General features: G+C 64.9%; 8 protein-coding genes and 1 pseudogene. 7 read left to right on the forward strand and 2 right to left on the reverse strand.

What is annotated here, in order from left to right:
• Positions 1–84 precede the first annotated feature (84 nt).
• From BMI86_RS05480 to BMI86_RS05510, 7 genes and pseudogenes are all read left to right on the forward strand, one after another.
• On the forward strand, positions 85–846 hold the full coding sequence (locus BMI86_RS05480; RefSeq protein ID WP_168173789.1) for a CDP-alcohol phosphatidyltransferase family protein: 762 nt from the start codon (positions 85–87) through the stop codon (positions 844–846).
• The gene (locus BMI86_RS05485; protein WP_143594690.1) at positions 846–2,465 is read left to right on the forward strand and encodes a sulfatase-like hydrolase/transferase; all 1,620 of its coding nucleotides are present in this window, start codon (positions 846–848) and stop codon (positions 2,463–2,465) included. The genes BMI86_RS05480 and BMI86_RS05485 overlap by 1 nt, the downstream gene beginning before the upstream one ends.
• Entirely contained in the window at positions 2,462–3,337 is an 876-nt protein-coding gene (locus BMI86_RS05490) for a lysylphosphatidylglycerol synthase transmembrane domain-containing protein (RefSeq protein ID WP_078540099.1), read from the forward strand. The genes BMI86_RS05485 and BMI86_RS05490 overlap by 4 nt, the downstream gene beginning before the upstream one ends.
• 52 nt (positions 3,338–3,389) lie before the next feature.
• Positions 3,390–4,382, forward strand: a complete 993-nt coding sequence (locus BMI86_RS05495) for an ABC transporter substrate-binding protein (RefSeq protein ID WP_078540443.1) — start codon at positions 3,390–3,392, stop codon at positions 4,380–4,382.
• Positions 4,372–5,175, forward strand: coding sequence for an ABC transporter ATP-binding protein (locus BMI86_RS05500; RefSeq protein ID WP_078540100.1), 804 nt, complete (start codon positions 4,372–4,374; stop codon positions 5,173–5,175). Before BMI86_RS05495 ends, BMI86_RS05500 begins: the two co-directional genes overlap by 11 nt.
• Positions 5,176–5,185: 10 nt before the next feature.
• Positions 5,186–6,769 carry an ABC transporter permease subunit gene (locus BMI86_RS05505; protein WP_078540101.1) on the forward strand — a complete coding sequence of 528 codons (1,584 nt, stop codon included), beginning with the start codon at positions 5,186–5,188 and terminating at the stop codon, positions 6,767–6,769.
• Between the two features lie 298 nt (positions 6,770–7,067).
• Positions 7,068–7,810 (forward strand): annotated as a pseudogene (locus tag BMI86_RS05510) (glycosyltransferase family 4 protein).
• Between the two features lie 812 nt (positions 7,811–8,622).
• Here the strand turns inward: BMI86_RS05510 and BMI86_RS05515 are convergent.
• Both BMI86_RS05515 and BMI86_RS05520 read right to left on the reverse strand, forming a co-directional pair.
• On the reverse strand, positions 8,623–17,043 hold the full coding sequence (locus BMI86_RS05515) for a glucoamylase family protein (protein WP_246831629.1): 8,421 nt from the start codon (positions 17,041–17,043) through the stop codon (positions 8,623–8,625).
• Complete coding sequence (locus tag BMI86_RS05520; RefSeq protein ID WP_168173790.1) at positions 17,040–18,005, reverse strand: universal stress protein; 966 nt, start codon at positions 18,003–18,005, stop codon at positions 17,040–17,042. Before BMI86_RS05520 ends, BMI86_RS05515 begins: the two co-directional genes overlap by 4 nt.
• Positions 18,006–18,313: the final 308 nt, after the last annotated feature.

Here is an 18,313-nt window from a genome sequence, read left to right on the forward strand (position 1 = left end):
ATTATTCGGCTATTCGCTTGCCATAATGAACCATATCATGCGCCATTGCGTTTCTTTAACTATTGTCACGCCGGGGTTGTCTTCATGATCCAGTCGCCTCTCGCGCCACAACAGTTTCAGCGCCTTCTGGCTGCGGCACGCGCGGACCGTCCGTCGGGGGCGGCGTTGCGTATGGCATCGCTGGGGCTGCCGCTGGGACTGGTGGCGGCGTCGATCATCGCGCCCTGGGGATTCGCCCTTGCCTTCCTGAGCTTCAGCGCCGTCGCCTTCGGAACGATCGCAATTTCACTCGCCTTCTGGCGCTCCTACCCACATGGCCGGCTGGGCCTGTGCAACGTGGTTACGCTTTCGCGCGCCGCCCTGATCGTAACCTTGCTCGCCCCGCTTCTCGCGCGCGATCCGACCACGGAAATCCTTGCCTGGTCGATCACGGCGATCGCGACACTGGCCTTCGCGATGGACGGGCTCGATGGCTGGCTGGCGCGCCGCACTGCGCTGGTGTCGCGCATTGGCGCACGCTTCGACATGGAAACCGATGCGGCGCTTGGCTTCGTGCTGTCGGTCCTTGTCTTTGCCTCGGGCACGGTCGGGGCCTGGGTCCTGCTGCTAGGTTCGATGCGCTATATCTACATTGCGCTGGCGCAGGCCCTTCCCTGGCTGAATGCCCCGCTGCCCGAGAGCTTCCGGCGCAAGACGATCTGCGTGGTCCAGATCGCAGCACTCATCGTGCTGACAATCCCCGGCGTTGATGGCCTGCCCGCGCAGATCATCGCCGCCGCCGCCACGCTCGCGCTCGCCTGGTCTTTCGCGACCGATATCCTCTGGCTCTCCCGGGCCCGCGATTGATGAGCGCAGGGTATAAAATCGCGGGGCTGCTGCTCGCGGCTTGGGTATTTCAGATCGCTCTGGTGCTGCCGGACTACCCGGATGGCCTCGTGCTCAAGACATTTCTGCGCGTCCCACTCGAGCTGCCAGCGATCTTGCTGAGCCTCGCCGTTCTGTCCAGGGGATGGCGCGCGACCAACGCCATCCGAGCCCTGCTTGCGGTCGCGCTGGTGGTGATGGTGCTTCTGAAAATCGCCGATATCGGCAGCTTCATCGCCTTTTCCCGACCGTTCAATCTCGCGGTCGACAGTTTCGTTTTCGATGCTGGACCGAGGCTTGCCGCACGCACGATCGGCCTGCCGCTGACCCTGCTGGCCGGGATCGGCTTGATTGTCGGACTTGGTGCCCTGATCACCGCGCTCTGGTGGGCAAGCGGACAATGGACGGGGCTCGTGCGCGGGGTCGGATGGCGTGCGGGCGCAAGCCTTGGCGCGGCGCTTTGCATTGCTGCCGTAGCACTTCAGGTTTCCGGAACGGCACTCAAGCGTTGGCCCTGGCGCGCCGATACGACCCGGATCGCGGGGTATCACCTCACCCGCTATGTCGAGACCACGCGGAGCCTGCGGCTGTTTTATGCGGCAGCCCAAACCGCCCCTTACGCGGGCGCAACCGATCTCTTCACGCGGCTTCAGGGCCGTGATGTACTGATCGTCTTCATCGAGAGCTACGGGCGCGCGAGCTTCGACAACCCGCTCTATGCACCGACGCATCTGGGCACGCTCAAGGCCGCCGAGCCGCGCCTGAGACAGGCCGGCTTGGCGATGCGGTCGGGTTGGCTGACCTCGCCCACGGCGGGCGGGCAGAGCTGGCTTGCGCATTCCACGCTGGAATCAGGGCTGACGATTTCCGATCAGACGCGTTATCGGGCCTTGCTCGCGAGCCCCCGCAAGACCCTGTTCGATCTTGCCGCGGCCTCGGGACTGCGGACGATTGCGGTAATGCCAGGCATTACGATGGACTGGCCCGAGGGGCCAAAACAGGGGTTCCAGACCATCCTCGCCGCAGCCGATCTCGGCTATCGCGGCGATCCGTTCAACTTCGTGACGATGCCCGATCAGTTCACCCTTGCCGCCTTTGACCGGCTCGTGCCGCGCAGTCGGCCCGACGATCCGCTGCTTGCACAGATCGTGCTGCTGTCCTCGCATGCACCCTGGGTCCCGGTGCCGCATCTCGTGCCTTGGAACACGGTCGGCAACGGCACGATTTTCAATGAGATGGCCAATTCCGGCGATCCGCCCAAAATCGTCTGGCGTGATCGCGACCGGGTGCGCGACCAGTATCGCAAAGCCATCGACTATTCGCTGCAATCCATTCTGGCCTTTGCCGAACGGCAAACACGCCACCCCCCGCTGATGATCGTTCTCGGCGACCACCAACCCGCCTCTTTCGTAGCCCAGAGCGAGAGCCGGGACGTGCCGGTTCACCTGATCGGCCCGCCCGATCTGGTCGCCCTGTTTGACGGTTGGAACTGGACCGAAGGGCTCGTGCCCGATGCGCAGACCCCGGTCTGGCCGATGCGCGATTTCCGCGATCGCTTCATCAAGACGCTCAGCGCAGAACCGTCGGAGGCAAGCGGATGACGCGTCTGGCTCTCAAGTTGATCACGGTCGCGACCGTTCTGGCGGTCACGCTCTATTTCGTCGATCCGACCATCGTATTGTCGCATCTTCGCATGGCGGATTGGCGCTGGCTCGCCCTTGCGGGGATCGCGGTCAATCTGCAGACGGTGCTCTCGGCGCTGCGCTGGCAGGTCACCGCGCGCGCGCTTGGGCAGCGGATTGAGACGGGCGAGGCGATCGGGGAGTATTACCTCGCGCAGCTGGTGAACCAGACCCTGCCCGGCGGGGTGCTTGGGGATGCGGGCCGGGCGATGCGGGCGCGCCGCTCGGCCAATCTCTTGCGTTCCAGCCAGGCCGTCGTGATCGAACGGCTGGCGGGGCAGATCGCACTGGCCGCGGTGGTTCTGGTTGCACTGCTGCTGACGGGACGATTGGTGTGGGCGCTCGAGCTTTTGGGTGCCGCGCTGACGCTGTGGCTTCTCGCGCGCAGCTGGGACCGTTTGGCGCGGCTTCTCGCGCCGCTGCGTCGTGCGCTTCTGGGGCGCGAGGTGCGGGCACGCCAGATCGCGCTCGGGCTGTCGATCGTGACCTGCAATCTTCTGGCCTTCGCCTTCGCCGCGCGTGCGATCGGCACGCAGCTTTCGCCGAGCGCGATCGTGACGCTCGTGCCGCTTATCCTGAGCGCGATGGTGATCCCGCTCAGCATCGCCGGATGGGGCTGGCGCGAGGGGGCAGCTGCGGCGCTGTTCCCGCTGGCGGGCGCAACGCCCGAGGCGGGGCTTGCAGCCGCGACCGCCTTCGGCGCGACCCTGATCGCCTCGGCGCTGCCCGGTCTCGGCTGGGTGCTGCTGCGTCGCGACGCGGCCGCCGCAACTACGTCAAAAGCAAAATGAAGCCCGCGCAGGACGCGCTAAGTTGAACAGCAAGGATAGCGAGGAATTTTTCATGAAACGAAACGCTCTTACCCGCCGCGGATTTCTGGCGACCGGCGCCGGCGGCGTTCTCGCCACGAGTTTAGGGCTGCACCCGGTGCTCGCCGCAGGCACCGTTAACCTGCAGCTGTCCTGGCTGCATTCGGTGCAGTTCGGCGGCAGCTATATCGCGAAGTCGAAGGGCTACTGGTCCGATCAGGGCCTCGACGTGAGCCTCACGCCGGGCGGGCCGAACGCGCCGGTCGAGCCGCCGGTCGTCTCGGGCACCGCGCTCGTCGGCATCTCGGCGGCCGATTATACCGCCGCTGCGGTCGCTCAGGGCGCGCCCTTCAAGATCATCGCCGTCGCGATGCAGAAGAACCCCTTCGCCATCGCCTCGCTGCCGGCGAACCCGGTGAGAGAACCGAAGGATCTAGAGGGCAAGAAGATCGGCATGGCGCTGGCCAATACGCCTGTGCTCAAGGCGCTCTGCACGCTCAACGACGTGAATTTCGACGCGATCGAAGTGGTGCCGACGCAATATGACGCGGCGCCTCTGGTGGCTGGTCAGGTCGATTGCCTGCTGTGCTGGGCCACCGATCTGCCCGTCGCGATGACGATGAAGGGGCTCGATCCGGTGACGATGCTGATGGCCGATTTCGGCTATGCGGTGCAATCGCAGACCTATATCGCAACCGAGGACAGCCTCGCCAATCGCCGCAAGGAACTGGTCGAATTGCTGCGCGGCGAGATCCGGGGCTGGGCCGATTATCACAAGGACACCGATGCCGCGGCCGAACTGACGGTCAAGATGTTCCCCGATGCGGGGCTCGATCTGGAGACGCAGAAACTGCAAGCGAAACGTCAGGTGCCGCTGATGTTCTCGGACGTCACCGATGAACACGGTTTCGGCTGGTTCACCGATGAGAGCATCGCGGAAAACGTCAAGACGCTCGCGCTGCTGGACAAGCCGGTGATGGCGGATCTGTGGGATCGCTCGATCCTCGAAGAGATCCATGCCAGCTGAGCGCGCGCCCGACACAGCGCCGGGCATCACCTGCTCGGGGCTTTCGCGAAGCTTCGGAACGGGTGCGGCACGGATCGACGCGCTGGCCCTAATCGACCTGCATCTCGAAGGCGGCCGGACGACCGCCTTCGTCGGCCCGTCGGGCTGCGGGAAATCGACCCTGCTGCGGCTGATCGCGGGGCTTGACCCGCCAAGCGCGGGCCGTGTGCGCATCGGCGTCGAGACGCCGCTGGAAATGCGCCGCCGCGCCGGGCTGTCGGTCGCGTTTCAGGATGCGGCCCTGCTGCCATGGCGATCGGTGCGCGGCAATATCGCGCTTGCACGCAAGCTCGCGCGGATGGCGCCGGACCCTGCGAAGGTCGATGATCTGATCGCGACCGTGGGGCTTGCAGGCTTCGAGGATCGCCGCCCTGCGGATCTCTCGGGCGGGATGCGCCAGCGCGCGGCGATCGCACGTTGCCTCGCGACCGATCCGCAGCTGCTGCTCCTCGACGAGCCCTTCGGCGCGGTGGACGAGCTGACGCGCGCACGGCTCAATCAAGAATTGCCGGCGCTGTGGCAGGCGCGCGGGGTGACGGCGGTGATGATCACGCATTCGATCTCGGAGGCGGTGCGCATCGCCGATCGGGTCGTCGTGCTCTCGCCCCGCCCGGCGCGGGTGGTGGCCGATATCACCGTGCCGCTACCGCATCCGCGCGAGAAGGGTCCGGCGCTGGATGCGCTGATCGAGGAGGTCGGCGCTGCGCTCGCCCGCCACGCGCCCGCGCCTCCCCCGGCCCGGATAGCCTTATGAGCGCGCCCGCATGATCCTCTCCCCCGCCCGATGGCGCAGGCCCCGGACCGACTGGCTGCGTAGCATCGCGACCGCGCTGGTGGCGCTGATCGCGTGGGAGGCTCTGGCCCGCGCGCTCGCGGGCACCTATCTGATTGCCGGACCGCTGGAGATCGCCTCATACCTTTCCGATCACGCCGGACTGATCCTGCGCGCGACCGGCTGGACCGCGCTCGCGGCGGCGGGCGGTTACGTGATAGGCAACCTCACCGCGATCGCGCTGGCGGCAGTGGCAATCCTGATCCCCGGGGCGGCGCGGCTGATTTCCTCGCTCGCGCTGACAGTCTTTTGCCTACCGCTGGTCGCGACCGGACCCATCCTGCGTGTTCTCTGGGGGCCGGGACTGGGGCCACAGGTGACGTTGGCCGCGCTCGCGGTCTATTACACGACGTTCCTGCCGCTGCTGGTGGGGCTGCGGGCGGCCCCGCCGAACTGGTTCGACCTCGTGCGCAGCTATGGGCGCGGCGGCTGGACCGCGCTTGTCGAGGTGCGCGCGATGGCCGCCCTGCCCTATCTGTTCACGGGCCTTCAGATCGCCGCCCCCGCCGCGTTCCTGGGCGCGCTGGTCGGCGAGTTCACCGGGGCAGAGCGTGGCATGGGCGTGCTGACAATCCGCGCGATGCGCAGCCTCGATGTGGCGGGCACCTGGTCGCTTGCCACCATCGCCGCGGCCGTCTCAATGCTGGCCCATGCCGGGATCGGCTGGCTCTGGCGCAGGCTCGATGACGCGCCGCCGCCGCTGATCCTCGCGAGCCTGCCCGATGCCCGCACCGACCGCAGCTGGGCCACGCGGCTGCACCCGATCCTCGTCGCGCTCGTGGTGATCGCGCTATGGTGGCTGTCGATGGATCTCGCCGGGCTGAACCGGTTCTTCGCCAAGCGGCCCGACGACATCTGGGCCTTCCTCGTCACCGCCAGCGGCGCCGCCGATCACCGCACGACCCTCTTCGCAGCCCTCGGACAGACGCTGAGCCTTGCCCTGCCCGGCTATGCCCTGGGCCTCGCGCTCGGACTGGGCCTCGCCATCGCGCTCCTGATGCTTCCTGCGCTGGCGCGAGCGATCATGCCGCTCGCGGTGGCCCTGCGTGCGATCCCCATCGTCATCACCGCCCCGCTCGTCGTGGTCGCGATGGGGCGCGAGGCTGCGGGCACGATCACCATCACCGCCGTGATGATCTTCTTTCCGACCTTCATCGCCTGCTATCAGGGCCTCAAACGCACACCCACCGCGCTGATCGACCTCTTTGAGAGCTATGCCGCGACCCGGTGGGAACGGCTGACGCTGGTGCAGTTTCCCGCGATGCTGCCCGCATTCTTCGCCGCCGCACGGATGGCGGTGCCAGCGGCAATTCTGGCGGCGACTACTGCAGAATGGCTAGCCACGGGACGCGGGATCGGTGGACTGATGGCACTGACCGCCTCCACCTCGGATTACGGAATGCTGTGGAGTTCTGTCGCTCTGCTGGCTCTCGTCGCAGTCGCGGCCTATGCCGCCATTGAACGGATCGAACGCGCTGTTCTGCGCCGCTACGGAGCCGAGCAACTGGTCCGCTGATATTGTCGAGGGAGTTCACATGACATGAGCCGTCTTCGCCATCCCGGGCGACATCACGCAACTGACCGAGGGGGGCATCTACGAGCGCATACTGCTCGAGGCGCTGCGCGCGGCAGGCCGCGACGTCGCCCATATCGAACTGCCCCCCAGCTTCCCCGGCGCGTCGGCGTAGAAGACGGCAACCGCGCGCGCCCAGTTGACCGCCATTCCCGCCGACCGGCCGGCGATCCTCGACGGGCTGGTCTTCGGCTCGATCGAGACGGAGGTGCTCGATGCGATGGCGGCACCTCTGGGCCCGATGCTGCATCACCCGCTGGGGCTCGAGACCGGCTTGCCCGCGCCGCGCGCGCGACATCTGTTGGCCCGTGAGGCCGAGAACCTCAAGCGCGCCGCGCATGTCGTCGTGCCCAGCCCTCATACCAGCGCGATCCTGCAGGCTGAGTTCGGCGTCGCGCCCGAGCGGATCTCGATCGCCCTGCCCGGCTTCGACCGGCCCGCCCATTGCGACATCGCTAAATCCGCCCCCCCCCTGATCCTCTCGGTCGGATTGCTGGCCGCGCGAAAGGGGCATGACGTTCTGATCGACGCGCTGGCGCGGATCACCGATCTCGACCGGCAGGCGCAGATCGTGGGAAGCGCGCATGCTCCTGAGGTCGCGCGCGCACTCGCCAAACAGATCGAAAGGCTTGGGCTGGGCGGTAAGGTTCTCCTGATGGGACGGGTGGAACGGGAGGAGCTTGACGCATCCTATCATACCGCGACCCTTTTCGCCTTGGCGACGCGATGTTGCATGGTTTGCCGATCGTGTCCTGCCGCACCGGCGCGGTCCCCGATACTGTGCCTAAGAAAGCAGGACTATTGGTGCCAGTCGATGCGCCTGTGGCTTTCGCAAACGCCTTGAGAGGCCTCTTGCGCGATTCCGAATTGCGCGTCGAAATGGCGGCCGCGTCCCGTGCAGCTGGCGCCCGGCTTCCAGACTGGAGCACCGCGGCAGATATCATGGGGGCAGCGCTCGATCGTGTGAATTCAGCCCTCGATTGAGACGATGGCGCGGTTTGCGCGGCATGCCATGCATCTCTCGCGGTGATGCAGAAACAAGCAGTTGCCCCCAAACTGTCTGGTCACACGGGGCCTTGGTATATGGTTCTCGCACTTCCGCCGGACCTGACTGGACCCATTTTATCATCTAAGGGCTCGCGTCTTTTCGAGAAGCGCTGATCGCTCCTGATCGCGATGCCAAATCTCGGGCGGCGAAGATCTTACGCCGTAGCTCCCTTGTCGCGACAACTTTGTCAGGGTCGGCGCATTTCGCCTCGTCGCCTTGGCGTTGGAAAGCATGGACATCGACACCTTGCGAATCCACGATGACGAGGCTCTTCCGCCACATCCCCGCGAGCGTCCAGCGTCGAAACTGGCGATAGACGCTGGATCATTTGCCGAACTCCTGAGAGACCGAGCGCTCGAGGAACGCCCATTCTTCATCCGAAATCACACCGCGTTCCGAATTGGCCTCCATCGTTAATCCCATGTCTTGAAAAACGCTCGACATATCTTGTGAAGTTGTTTCGCACCCTCAATCCTCGATAACGAGACTAAGGACTGAACCAGCGGCTGGGTGAGGAAATTTCGTTCACGTCACTGGTTTTCTTTGTTTGCGAATTCAAGGGGACCTTTCGATTATCTTCGCTTCGGCTCCGCGCCGCCGTGATGTCAGCGCCTCAGTTCAGTGAGGATCACGGACTGGCGGAGAGGCGCCGAGACCTGCGACATGTGCAGGCCAGAGTTGTGCTAACTTTCTCAGCTCATCTTGGACTTCAAGCGTCATCCTATTTTGCTGAACGCGCAGCTCAACTTTACGGCTCACGCGCCGGGATACCCCCCTCCGCGAGCCGTCCGCGCAGCCGCGCCGAAACCTCGACAGTGGTTCCATCAGTCGGAAACTCGACCGTCGCGCTGGGATGTGGGTGGCCGTCCACGATGACCTCGACAGGACCGCCGCCTAGGCCCACCGGATCTTCGACCTTGAGCGCTATCGTGCCGGCTGCCCCGCGGATGCGAGCGCGGTAACCGCCCCAACCCTTTGGCAAGCAAGGAGCGATTCGCAAAGCGCCCCCAACAAGTTCCAGCCCGAGGATCGCCTCGACGCCCAGCCGCCAGGACCAGGCGGCGGCACCGGTATACCAGGTCCAGCCCGCGCGCCCCTCGAATGGTGCCGCGCCCCCGACATCGGCAGGCATCACATAAGGCTCTGCGCGGTAGCGCTCGGCATCTTCCCGAGAGGCGCTGCGACGAATCGGATTGATCAGGTCGAATATACGGAAAGCTTCCTCTCCGTTCCCGATCTTTGCCTGTGCCATGCCGAGCCAGGTAGCGGCGTGGGTATATTGGCCGCCGTTCTCGCGCACGCCGGGTGGATAGGCCCGGATGTAGCCCGGATCGCGGGGCGTGCGGTCGAAGGGTGGCGTGAGGAGACGCACGAGGCGCAACTCTCGATCGACCAACCATTCCGACGCTGCTTTCATCGCCTGCAGGCTACGATCTCTCTCGAGCCCGTCGGCCAGAACCGACCAAGATTGGGCAATGCTGTCGATGCGGCACTCGTCGCAGTCCTGCGAACCCCAGGGTCGACCGTCATCGTCAAAGGCGCGCATATACCATGCGCCATCCCAGGCCGCATCGTCGACCGCCCTTTTCAATTCTCGTGCGCGGCGTTGCCAATGCTCAATCTGGTCGTCGCCCCCGCCCCACCGGGCCAAGTCGGCGAAACCTTCCGCGCAATGGGAGGCAAACCAAGCCAGCCAAACGCTTTCTCCCCTTCCGTGATTGCCGACACGATCCATCCCGTCGTTCCAATCCCCAGCCCCGATCAGTGGCAGGCCGTGCTGCCCCGAGGTGACACCACGGGTCAGTGCCCGACGGCAATGTTCGAACAGAGGCGAGGCCTGTGCGCTGCACGGGAAGGCCGCGTATCTATCGTCTTCGTCCTCAGCGAGCGTTGGCGCCACAAGAAACGGAACCTCTTCGTCGAGAATGCTGATATCTCCGGTGGAGCGCACGTAGCGATGGGTGGCGTAGACCAGCCACAGCATGTCATCCGAGCAGCGCGTCCGCACGCCGCGGCCTTCCGGCGGATGCCACCAGTGCAGCACATCGCCCTCCTCGAACTGATGTCCGGCGCAGTCGAGAATATGGGCGCGAACGCGAGCGGGTTCCGAGAAGAGGAAGGCCATCATGTCCTGCAATTGATCGCGAAAGCCGATGCCACCGCCAGCCTGGTTGAACCCGGCGCGTGCCATAATACGGGAGGAGAGCGCCTGATAAGGTAGCCAACGGTTCACCATCAGGTCAAAGGCGGGATCGGGCGTCTCGACCGTCACCGCCCCTAACCGCTGGTGCCACGCCGCGAGAGTGGCCTCCAAGGCCTGGGCTGCACGCCCGACATCGGCCCATTCGATCGCGAGCGCCTCCGCATCCTCGATATTCGCGCCATCCCCGAGCACGAAAACTACCTCCTCGCTGGCCCCTGGAGCGAGATCGAGATGGACCTGATATGCCGCGCAGGCATCGCGAATTGCATCGCATTTACCTCCGAGCGACCAACGTTGCAGCCCTTCGGGATGTTTGGCATCGTTATCCGCGCCGTAGAACCCAGCCCGATCGCAGGTCAGGCTATGCGCTGGATGGCTGGCGGTGAGAAACGCGACACGCGCCGCGAATTCCGGTTGCCAGCCGTTTCGGGCGAACAGCGCCCGGCTGGCCGCGTGATATGCACAGGTCACATGTGGCCGCGAGGCACTGGGCAACCCGCCGAGTTGCCATTCGGCGATATAGGTTGCGGTGATGCGGCGCGGACGGTCGGTGGTGTTGCGCAGCCGAAGGTAGGCGAGTTTCACCGACGCTTCGGGAGGCACGAAAACGGTGAGTTTCTGTTCGAGCCCTTGGCTTGTCCGTGTCCATTCGGTGCTACCGGTGCGGTGAACTGCTTCGCAAGGAGCTTCGTCCCCCGCGGGCAATGGCGTCGGTGTCCAGACTTTCGCTGTTTCCTCGTCTCGCAGATAAAGGGCCTCGCCCTGAGCATCAGTTACCGGATCGTTCGACCATGGCGTCAGTCGGTGCTCTCCGGCATTGAGGCTCCAGGTAAACCCGAGGCCTGCCTCCGAGACGATGGTGCCAAAGTGGTCATTCGCGAGCACGTTGCACCAGGGGGTCGGCGGAACGCGGCTGGCATCAAGGTGAATGACATAGGCGTCGCCATCCTTTGAGAATCCTCCGTAACCATTTTCGAAGCGCAGCCCCTGCGCTGGGGCTCGCGGTGGTTGGATCTCTCTCTCTGGTTGGCCATCAGGCGTGAAACGAGGCGACTTGTCGCGCAGTTCCTCCATCGATTGTAGCGCCTCTGTCAGCGTCTCGGCCGCTCCGTCGAGCACCACCCGCGCCAATTCCTCGAGTGCGCGGCGCTGGGTCTCGGCAATGCGGTCGGCGCTATGCAGATGCACGCCTCCGTCACCACCTAGCCCCTCTGCCAGACCCGCATCGCGCAGCGCGTCGCGTAATCGTGCATTGATCGGCTCCTCATAGCTGGATGCCCCTGTGCTCAGGATCACCAAATCTGTCCTCAACCCATGCCGATGCCACCATCGATGCGCACGCACCGCCGCGGGTAAAAGCGCCGCGTGGTCGGCATCAGCCACCCGCACGAGCACGATCGGCAGATCGCCTGACAGCCCCAGCCCCCAGAGGTCGTGCTGACCGGGCAGGAAACCGGTCAGAGACTCGGCACGCTTGACCGGCGGTCGGACGAGTTCTGCGGCAACGGCTTGAGCTGCGCGCAGCTCTGCACCGGACGCCCCGAGTTGATCCGCCTCGATCGCAATGCTGCGCTTGGCGTCCTCAAATGCCCAATCGAGCGTCTCGCCGCCGGAATAGCGGCTGGCAATTTCGATCGCGGTTTCACGCGAACCAGCGGCGACGGTCATGAATGCCAGTTGCACCCGTGCGCCCGGTGCGAGCCGAACCTTAGCCCGCAGCGCCGACGCTGGGTCGAGCGTCCAACCCGCGGTCGCCTCCGGTGGGCGCTGCAGCCAGTCCAGTGGTTCGCTACTACCATAGCGACCAAGGATCGCACGGCGGTCGCTGTCGAAGCCGCCGAACTGCACCGCGTTAGACCCGCCTAGCAGGCGTTGGAGCATGACTGGCGGTCGGTCGGAGGGGCGGCGCGGGCGCCGGGTAAAGAGCAATGCATCGAGCCCGACCAGCGGCTCGCTCTGCACGAATAGCTTGCTGAAAGCAGGGTGCCGCTCGTGGGAGGCGAATGAGGCCAGGGCGACCTCGGCATAACTCGACACCTCGATCTCGCGCGTGGCCTGACTCTCATTGACCAAGGTGACTCGGCGAAGCTCGACATCGTCTGCTTGGACGGTAACGATTTCCTGCGTCGCGGCGATCTCGTTCTTATGCAGGTGGAAGCTTGCTCGGTCAGGATAAAAGGTGATATCCACCGCTTGGTTGGATCTTCGGCGGAAATCCCAAATCGTGCCGTTCTCGGCATCACGCAGGAACAGTCCAGCCCGGGCTGCGTGGCCGAGGTCGCCCGGCCAGAGCGTTAAAGATTGCCCCTGCCACCAAAGTGCGCTGTCTCCACCATCGCTGATCCAGGACGACAGGCGACCGTTGCCGATGACATGGAGCTGCGGCGCCCCGATATCGGGCGCTGGCCAGCCATCCAGAGGGGGCACGGCCCGGCGCTCGAGCTCAGGCAGGGGCGGCGGGCCGGCCTTGGGGAGCGGCTCGGGGACGTATTCCCATGGCACCCTCTCCTGCAGCAGCATTTCCATCGCCGCAACCCGCGGATCGCGGTTAAAGCGCCGCACGAGGCTGTCGCCTGTGAGTGCATTGTCGATGGCCGACAGCAGCATTCCCTGATGATGGGCCATGAAGGTCTGCACCGGGGTGAAACGCGCGCCGGGGCTGCGCTCAGTGGTGAAGTCAGCCGCGTCGTAGAAGCCGTATCGCCCTTGCATTCCCATGGCATCCAGCCGGCGCAGGTTGGCAACCGCGGTTGCCGGCGCCACGGCAAGCGCCAGCGCGCTGGCATAGGGCGAAACCACGTAGTCTTCATCGAGCCCGCGCTTGAGACCCAGCCCGGGGACGCCGAAGGCGCGATACTGGTAGCGATGCGAAGCGTCGCGCGTGGCGAAGGCGGCTTCCGACACCCCCCAGGGCAGACCCAACCTTTCGCCGTAGCGCTTCTGCACCGCGACCGCCGCCGCCTCGCTTTGCCCCAGGAGCCGCCCCGGACCGCTGCGCAATAGCAGCGCGGGCATGAGATATTCGAACATTGAGCCGTTCCAGGACAGCACGGTCAGGTCGCGGCCCGGATGCGCCAGTGGTCGTCCAAGGTGGAACCAGTGCTCGACGGGGACATCTCCCTTGGCGATCGCAAAGTAGCTTGCCAGCCGCGCCTCAGAAGCCAGCAGGTCATAGCGGTGCTGGTCCATCTGGTCCTGGCTCAGATTGTAGCCAATGAAGAACGTTCGGGTCTCGCGGTCGTAGAGCAGACCGAATTCCATCGCCAGAGCTAAGCGATGGGCATGCTCGGCGCTGACCGTGAGGCTGTCGCGAAGGGCGCTTCGCGCAGCCAGCCCTTGCGTGAACGCAGCGCGAAGGGTGTCGTGCCAAGGATCGGCCTCCCCGTCTCCAATCAGACCCCGTGCGGTCTCAATTGCGGTCTCAGTGTCCTCGAGGCGAAGATCGGGCGGCAGGACGTCGGCAAGCTGAGCGGCGAGTGCCTCCTGCCCAGGTGGCGGCGCGGCGACAAGGGGCGTCCACGGGCAAAGCGTCTCTAGATCTCGAATGAAGCTGATCACATGGTGGATGCTGCGTTCGAGCCAGAGATGGATCTCTCGGGAATCTGTCGCCGGAGCGGCTTCGATCGCGGCCGGAAGCTCCGCTGAGAGCGCGGGCAGCCCCGTGTCCCGCATTGCGTCGGCGCTCGCGGCCCAGTCCTCCGGCCGGTTGCGAACCCGCGCCGCTTCGGCGATCAGGTCGTCGAGACGAGCGAGCAGCGGGGCGGACGGTTGCGACGGCATCGCCGCGAGGGCATCGTGCAGCAGTCCGAAACTGTCCGCAAGACCGTCCCACGAAACAGATGACACCGGCGGACCTTGGGCCGCCTCCCGGCACCCCTCCGCGAGCGTCACCAAGGCGACCGCAAGGTTGCCGCTATCGACGGTGGAGACATAGCGCGGCTCCAACGGTTCGAGGGTGCGGGTATCGAACCAGTTCAGGATATGACCGTGGTAGCGCTTGAGCCGCTCAAGCGTGGCCAGCACATTAGCCGCTCGCGCGACGAGGGCGGGCAACCCGGAATGACCAAGGTCGAACGCAGAGAGCGCTGAAAGTAGCAACATGCCGACATTGGTGGGTGAAGAGCGGTGAGCTATCTCTTCATGCGGCTCGGTTTGATAATTGTCGGGCGGTAGCCAGTTGTCCTCAGGCCCTGCATAGGTCTCGAAATACAACCAGGTGCGACGCGCGAGGTGGCGCAGGAAACGCTGGTCGTCACAGCTCAGAGCTTCTTCAGGGTGATGCAGAGGGCGGGCGATCAGCTGCGCGATCTCGGGAGAGATCAGCCATAGGAGCAGAAGCGGCGCTGCACCGGGCAACGCTTCCGGGGCAAAAGCCGTCAGCGTGGCCGCCATAGCCACGGCCAATATCGGTGCGCCAGCCATCTCCTCCCAGGCACGCCTGCGATCCGCGCTGTCCGCGGTGGCGACATGGGCAGAGGATGTCCATTCGAGCATCCGCCTGCGCGAGACCATCATTCTCCACAGCGCACGACAAATTGCGTCGAGCGAGACGAATGCTTCATGAGCCATGAAAACGACGGCAAGGGTCCAGCGCCGGGCGTGATCGAGGAACTGGCGCGTCCGCTCGCGCACTACGCCGCGTCTGCGCCCGTGGATAAAGCCCGCAATGGCGTCTGTTATCAGGTAGACTCCCGGAGCGACTACGGTGAGCACAGACCACACAAACGCATCCGACGGCACGAGAAGCCAGCCGATCAGAGCGAGTAGCACCAAAACCGGCGGGATCAGGCTGCGGCGCAGGTTGTCGATGATTTTCCAGCGGTCGAGAGGCGAAAGCGGACTCTTGAATTGCTTTTCGCCGCGCCCGGGCACAGTGCGCTGGAGCCAGGGCAACAATTGCCAGTCGCCGCGTATCCAGCGGTGCCAGCGGCGAGTAAATTCTGGGTAGTTGCACGGGAAATTCTCATAGAAAACGATGTCTGACGCGAGCGCGGCCCGCCCGTGCAGGCCTTCGAACAGGTCATGGCTGAGTATCGCGTTCTCCGGCACCCGCCCGCGCAGGCTCTGGCTGAATGCTGCGGCGTCATAGGCCCCCTTTCCCGTGAAAACGCCCTCGCCAAAAAGGTCCTGGTAGACGTCCGACACCGCCCGACTATAGATGTCGATCGCCGTGTCGCCAGTATAGAGCCGGGCGAAAAGCGAGGCCGACCCCGCCTCTGGCGAAATCTCGATCCGCGGCTGGATGAAGGTATAGCCCGAGATCACGCGCTCGCCTGTCGGATCGAATTCCACCCGGTTGAGCGGATGGGCAAGCGTGCCGATCAACCGATGGATCGTGCCCGGCGGGGCGATGGTGTCTGCATCCAGCGTGACCACGAAGCGCACGATACCAAGGGCGTCGGTATTGCCCTCGGTCAGGGGAAAGGCCGACACTGCATCGCCGTGAAGGAATGCATTGAATTCTTCGAGCTTGCCGCGCTTGCGCTCCCAGCCCATCCACACGCCTTCTGCCGGGTTCCAGCGCCGCCGCCGGTGCATCAGAGCGAAGGGGTGACCGGGGCTGTATCGGCCGTTCAGCTTCCGGATGCCCTCGGTGAGAGCGTCTTCTACGCCCGCATCTGATGACAGGGTTTCGCTGGCGGCGTCTGCCAGGTCGCTCAGGATCACGTAGTGCAGGCGCGGGTCGGGGTTGGTAAGCCAGTGCCGCTCGAGTTGGGAGATGAGCCTCGAAACCTCGTCATGCGCGGCGATGATCACCGGCAGGACGACTGCCGTCTCGCAACCTTTCGGCAGGCCGTCACGGAAGTCGAGCTTGGGTAGCGTCCGGGGCGGGATCGTCTGAGTTACAAGCCAATTGACAACAGTGACGGCGATGATCGAGGCCGGCATGAGCGACAGGAGCGCGGTCACGATCGACGCAGTGACCGACGCGTTGTTCACAGCAAGCAATACCAGCGGCACGGTCATCGCCACCGCTCCCACCGCTATCAACGCGACGGCATAGGAGGCGCCCGCATGAGCCAGGACCCAGCGTCGCCACGCCGCCGCGGCATGTGCGCGAAAGCCCACCTGACGCTCCAATTGGTGGCGCCCGTCGCCGACAAGCCACCAGCCGACATGGTTGGAACGGGGCGCCCCGGCATGGGCGGTAGCCAGCAAGATGGCCTGATCGGCAACCCGCGTTTCGGACCAGTCGGAGCCCTCGGAAAGCTCCTCCACCGCCTTGCGAAAGCTGTCGCGGGTGTCGAAATCCATCGCGTCGTAGATACCTGCCGGATCCTTCCGTAGGATCGCCTCAACCCTGTTCGTCGCTTCGAAGACCTCCTCCCAAGGCACGCGCGAGATGGCCGAAAGCGCCATGATGGCACGCGAGACTGCCTCGGTCGGGTCGTGAGCCTCGCCGTAAGCGGCTCCGGGCGTCGCCCTGAATGGAGGGTCGATCTCTTCGATCAATTCAGAGAAAGCGACGACGATGGTCTCAAGGCAGGCGAGCCTCAGCATCGCTGGAAAAGCCCAGAGTTCGGCAATCGTCAGGGCCGCGCCGCGCTGAAAGGCGGTCAGGAACCTCTCTACGCCCACGAAGTTTACCTGCATATGCGCAGCTTCAAGAAAGCCATGCGCGGCGAGAAAGATCCGCGGCAGGCCGCGGCACTCGGGCGTAGCGAGGCTGGGCAGGCGGCGATAGAAATCGGGCGGCATGTCTGCCTGAACCTGACGAATGGCGCGGCGAACGTGATACTCGTTGTCGAGCAACCATTCGGCGGCCTTGGTCGCTGCCGGAGGCGGATGGATCGAACAGCGTTGGGCCCTGACAAGCCATTTCGGGATCGCATCGAGTTCGGCCCAAACCGGTGCTGAACGCGGAGCGCCCGCGCAGATCTCGAGGTGGTGGCTCAAGCTCTCGGCTGCGTGATCGAGCAGTTCCTCCGGCCCGGCGCCAGCTGTCCGATCTGGCGCCTCGGTCACACCGGCGCCCTAACCATACGTGATCGCCATGGCGCGGCCTGCGCCGAAGGCCTCGATCCGGCTTCGGGGCGGCGCACCAGAAGCACGGGAACAGTGGCCGCCGAGATCAGGTATTCCGCCGTGCTGCCGATCGGCAGGTCAGGATGCGCCCCCTGCCCGCGCGCGCTGAGCACCACCAGGCTGGCGGCTTCCTCGTTCACGGCTCGGGCGAGCGCCCGACGCGGGTCTTCACCACTGAGCAGGCGCACGCGCGTGCGCAACGCGTCGGCGGGCAACAGTGCCCGGATTCTGTCGAGATAGGCTTGGGCCACGCGTTCGTTGCGGTGGCGCAGATCGGCGCGCAAGGCCTCGTCATGGGCGTCGGGCGGACTGTTTCCGGTAAGGCTTATGTCCGGCACCGCGTGCAACAGGACCAATTCGGCGCTCCGGCTCCGGGCGACACGCAGGGCAATCGGCAACACCGCCTCCGCCCAGGTCGAGCTGTCGAGCGGCACCAGAACACGCTCCCCGGACTTCTGTCGCGTCACGTCATTCGCGGGGGTCTCGGGGACGATCAAGACAGAGCCTGCGGCGTGCTCGGCGACCTGACGCACCGTGCTGCCGAGACCCCATTCGGTCCAGCGGTCGCGTCCACCGACGCCCAGCACCATCAGGTCCACCCCGGCCTCATGCGCCTTCCGACAGATGCAGTCCGCAGTGGCTCCGCTCATGACTTCCGTGTGGATTTCCGGCAGGGTGCCGATTTCGCCGACAAGCCGACCAAGTTCGGCCTCTTCCTCTCGGCGACCGAGGTCCCAGTCAACGGGATCGACCGGACGTCGCATAGCCTGCGTTCCGGCCTCCATCACCCGAAGCACCGTCAACTCGGCTCCCATGACTTCGGCAATGGCCGCAGCCTCCGCCAGAACCCGACGCGACTGCGGCGAATGATCGAGACAGGCCATCACGTGACGAAAATACAAAGAAGAACCTCTGGGGCGGCCCATCGCACCCAACAAGTCGCGCGCCGAATTTGGATGCAATTCTCGCATCGAAACCTCCTTGGCGAGATATTTTGTGTTAAGGCAACCCCTTACTGGCCTGCGACTTCCTTTCTACCAGATACGGGATGCGGAAACATTGATACAACGCAACGAGGTGGAAGGGGCTGAAGCGCGTGATCTGTCACTCGAATAAACTCTCGTGTCTTCGATCATCCGTCTCCAGTGGCGCTCGGAGGCGTGAATGTCGCGCTGCGAACACTATTTCGATCCGGCGCGCATCGAGTTCG

The organism is Thioclava sp. DLFJ5-1 (assembly GCF_002020115.1).
In the GTDB taxonomy this organism is placed as follows: domain Bacteria; phylum Pseudomonadota; class Alphaproteobacteria; order Rhodobacterales; family Rhodobacteraceae; genus Thioclava; species Thioclava sediminum.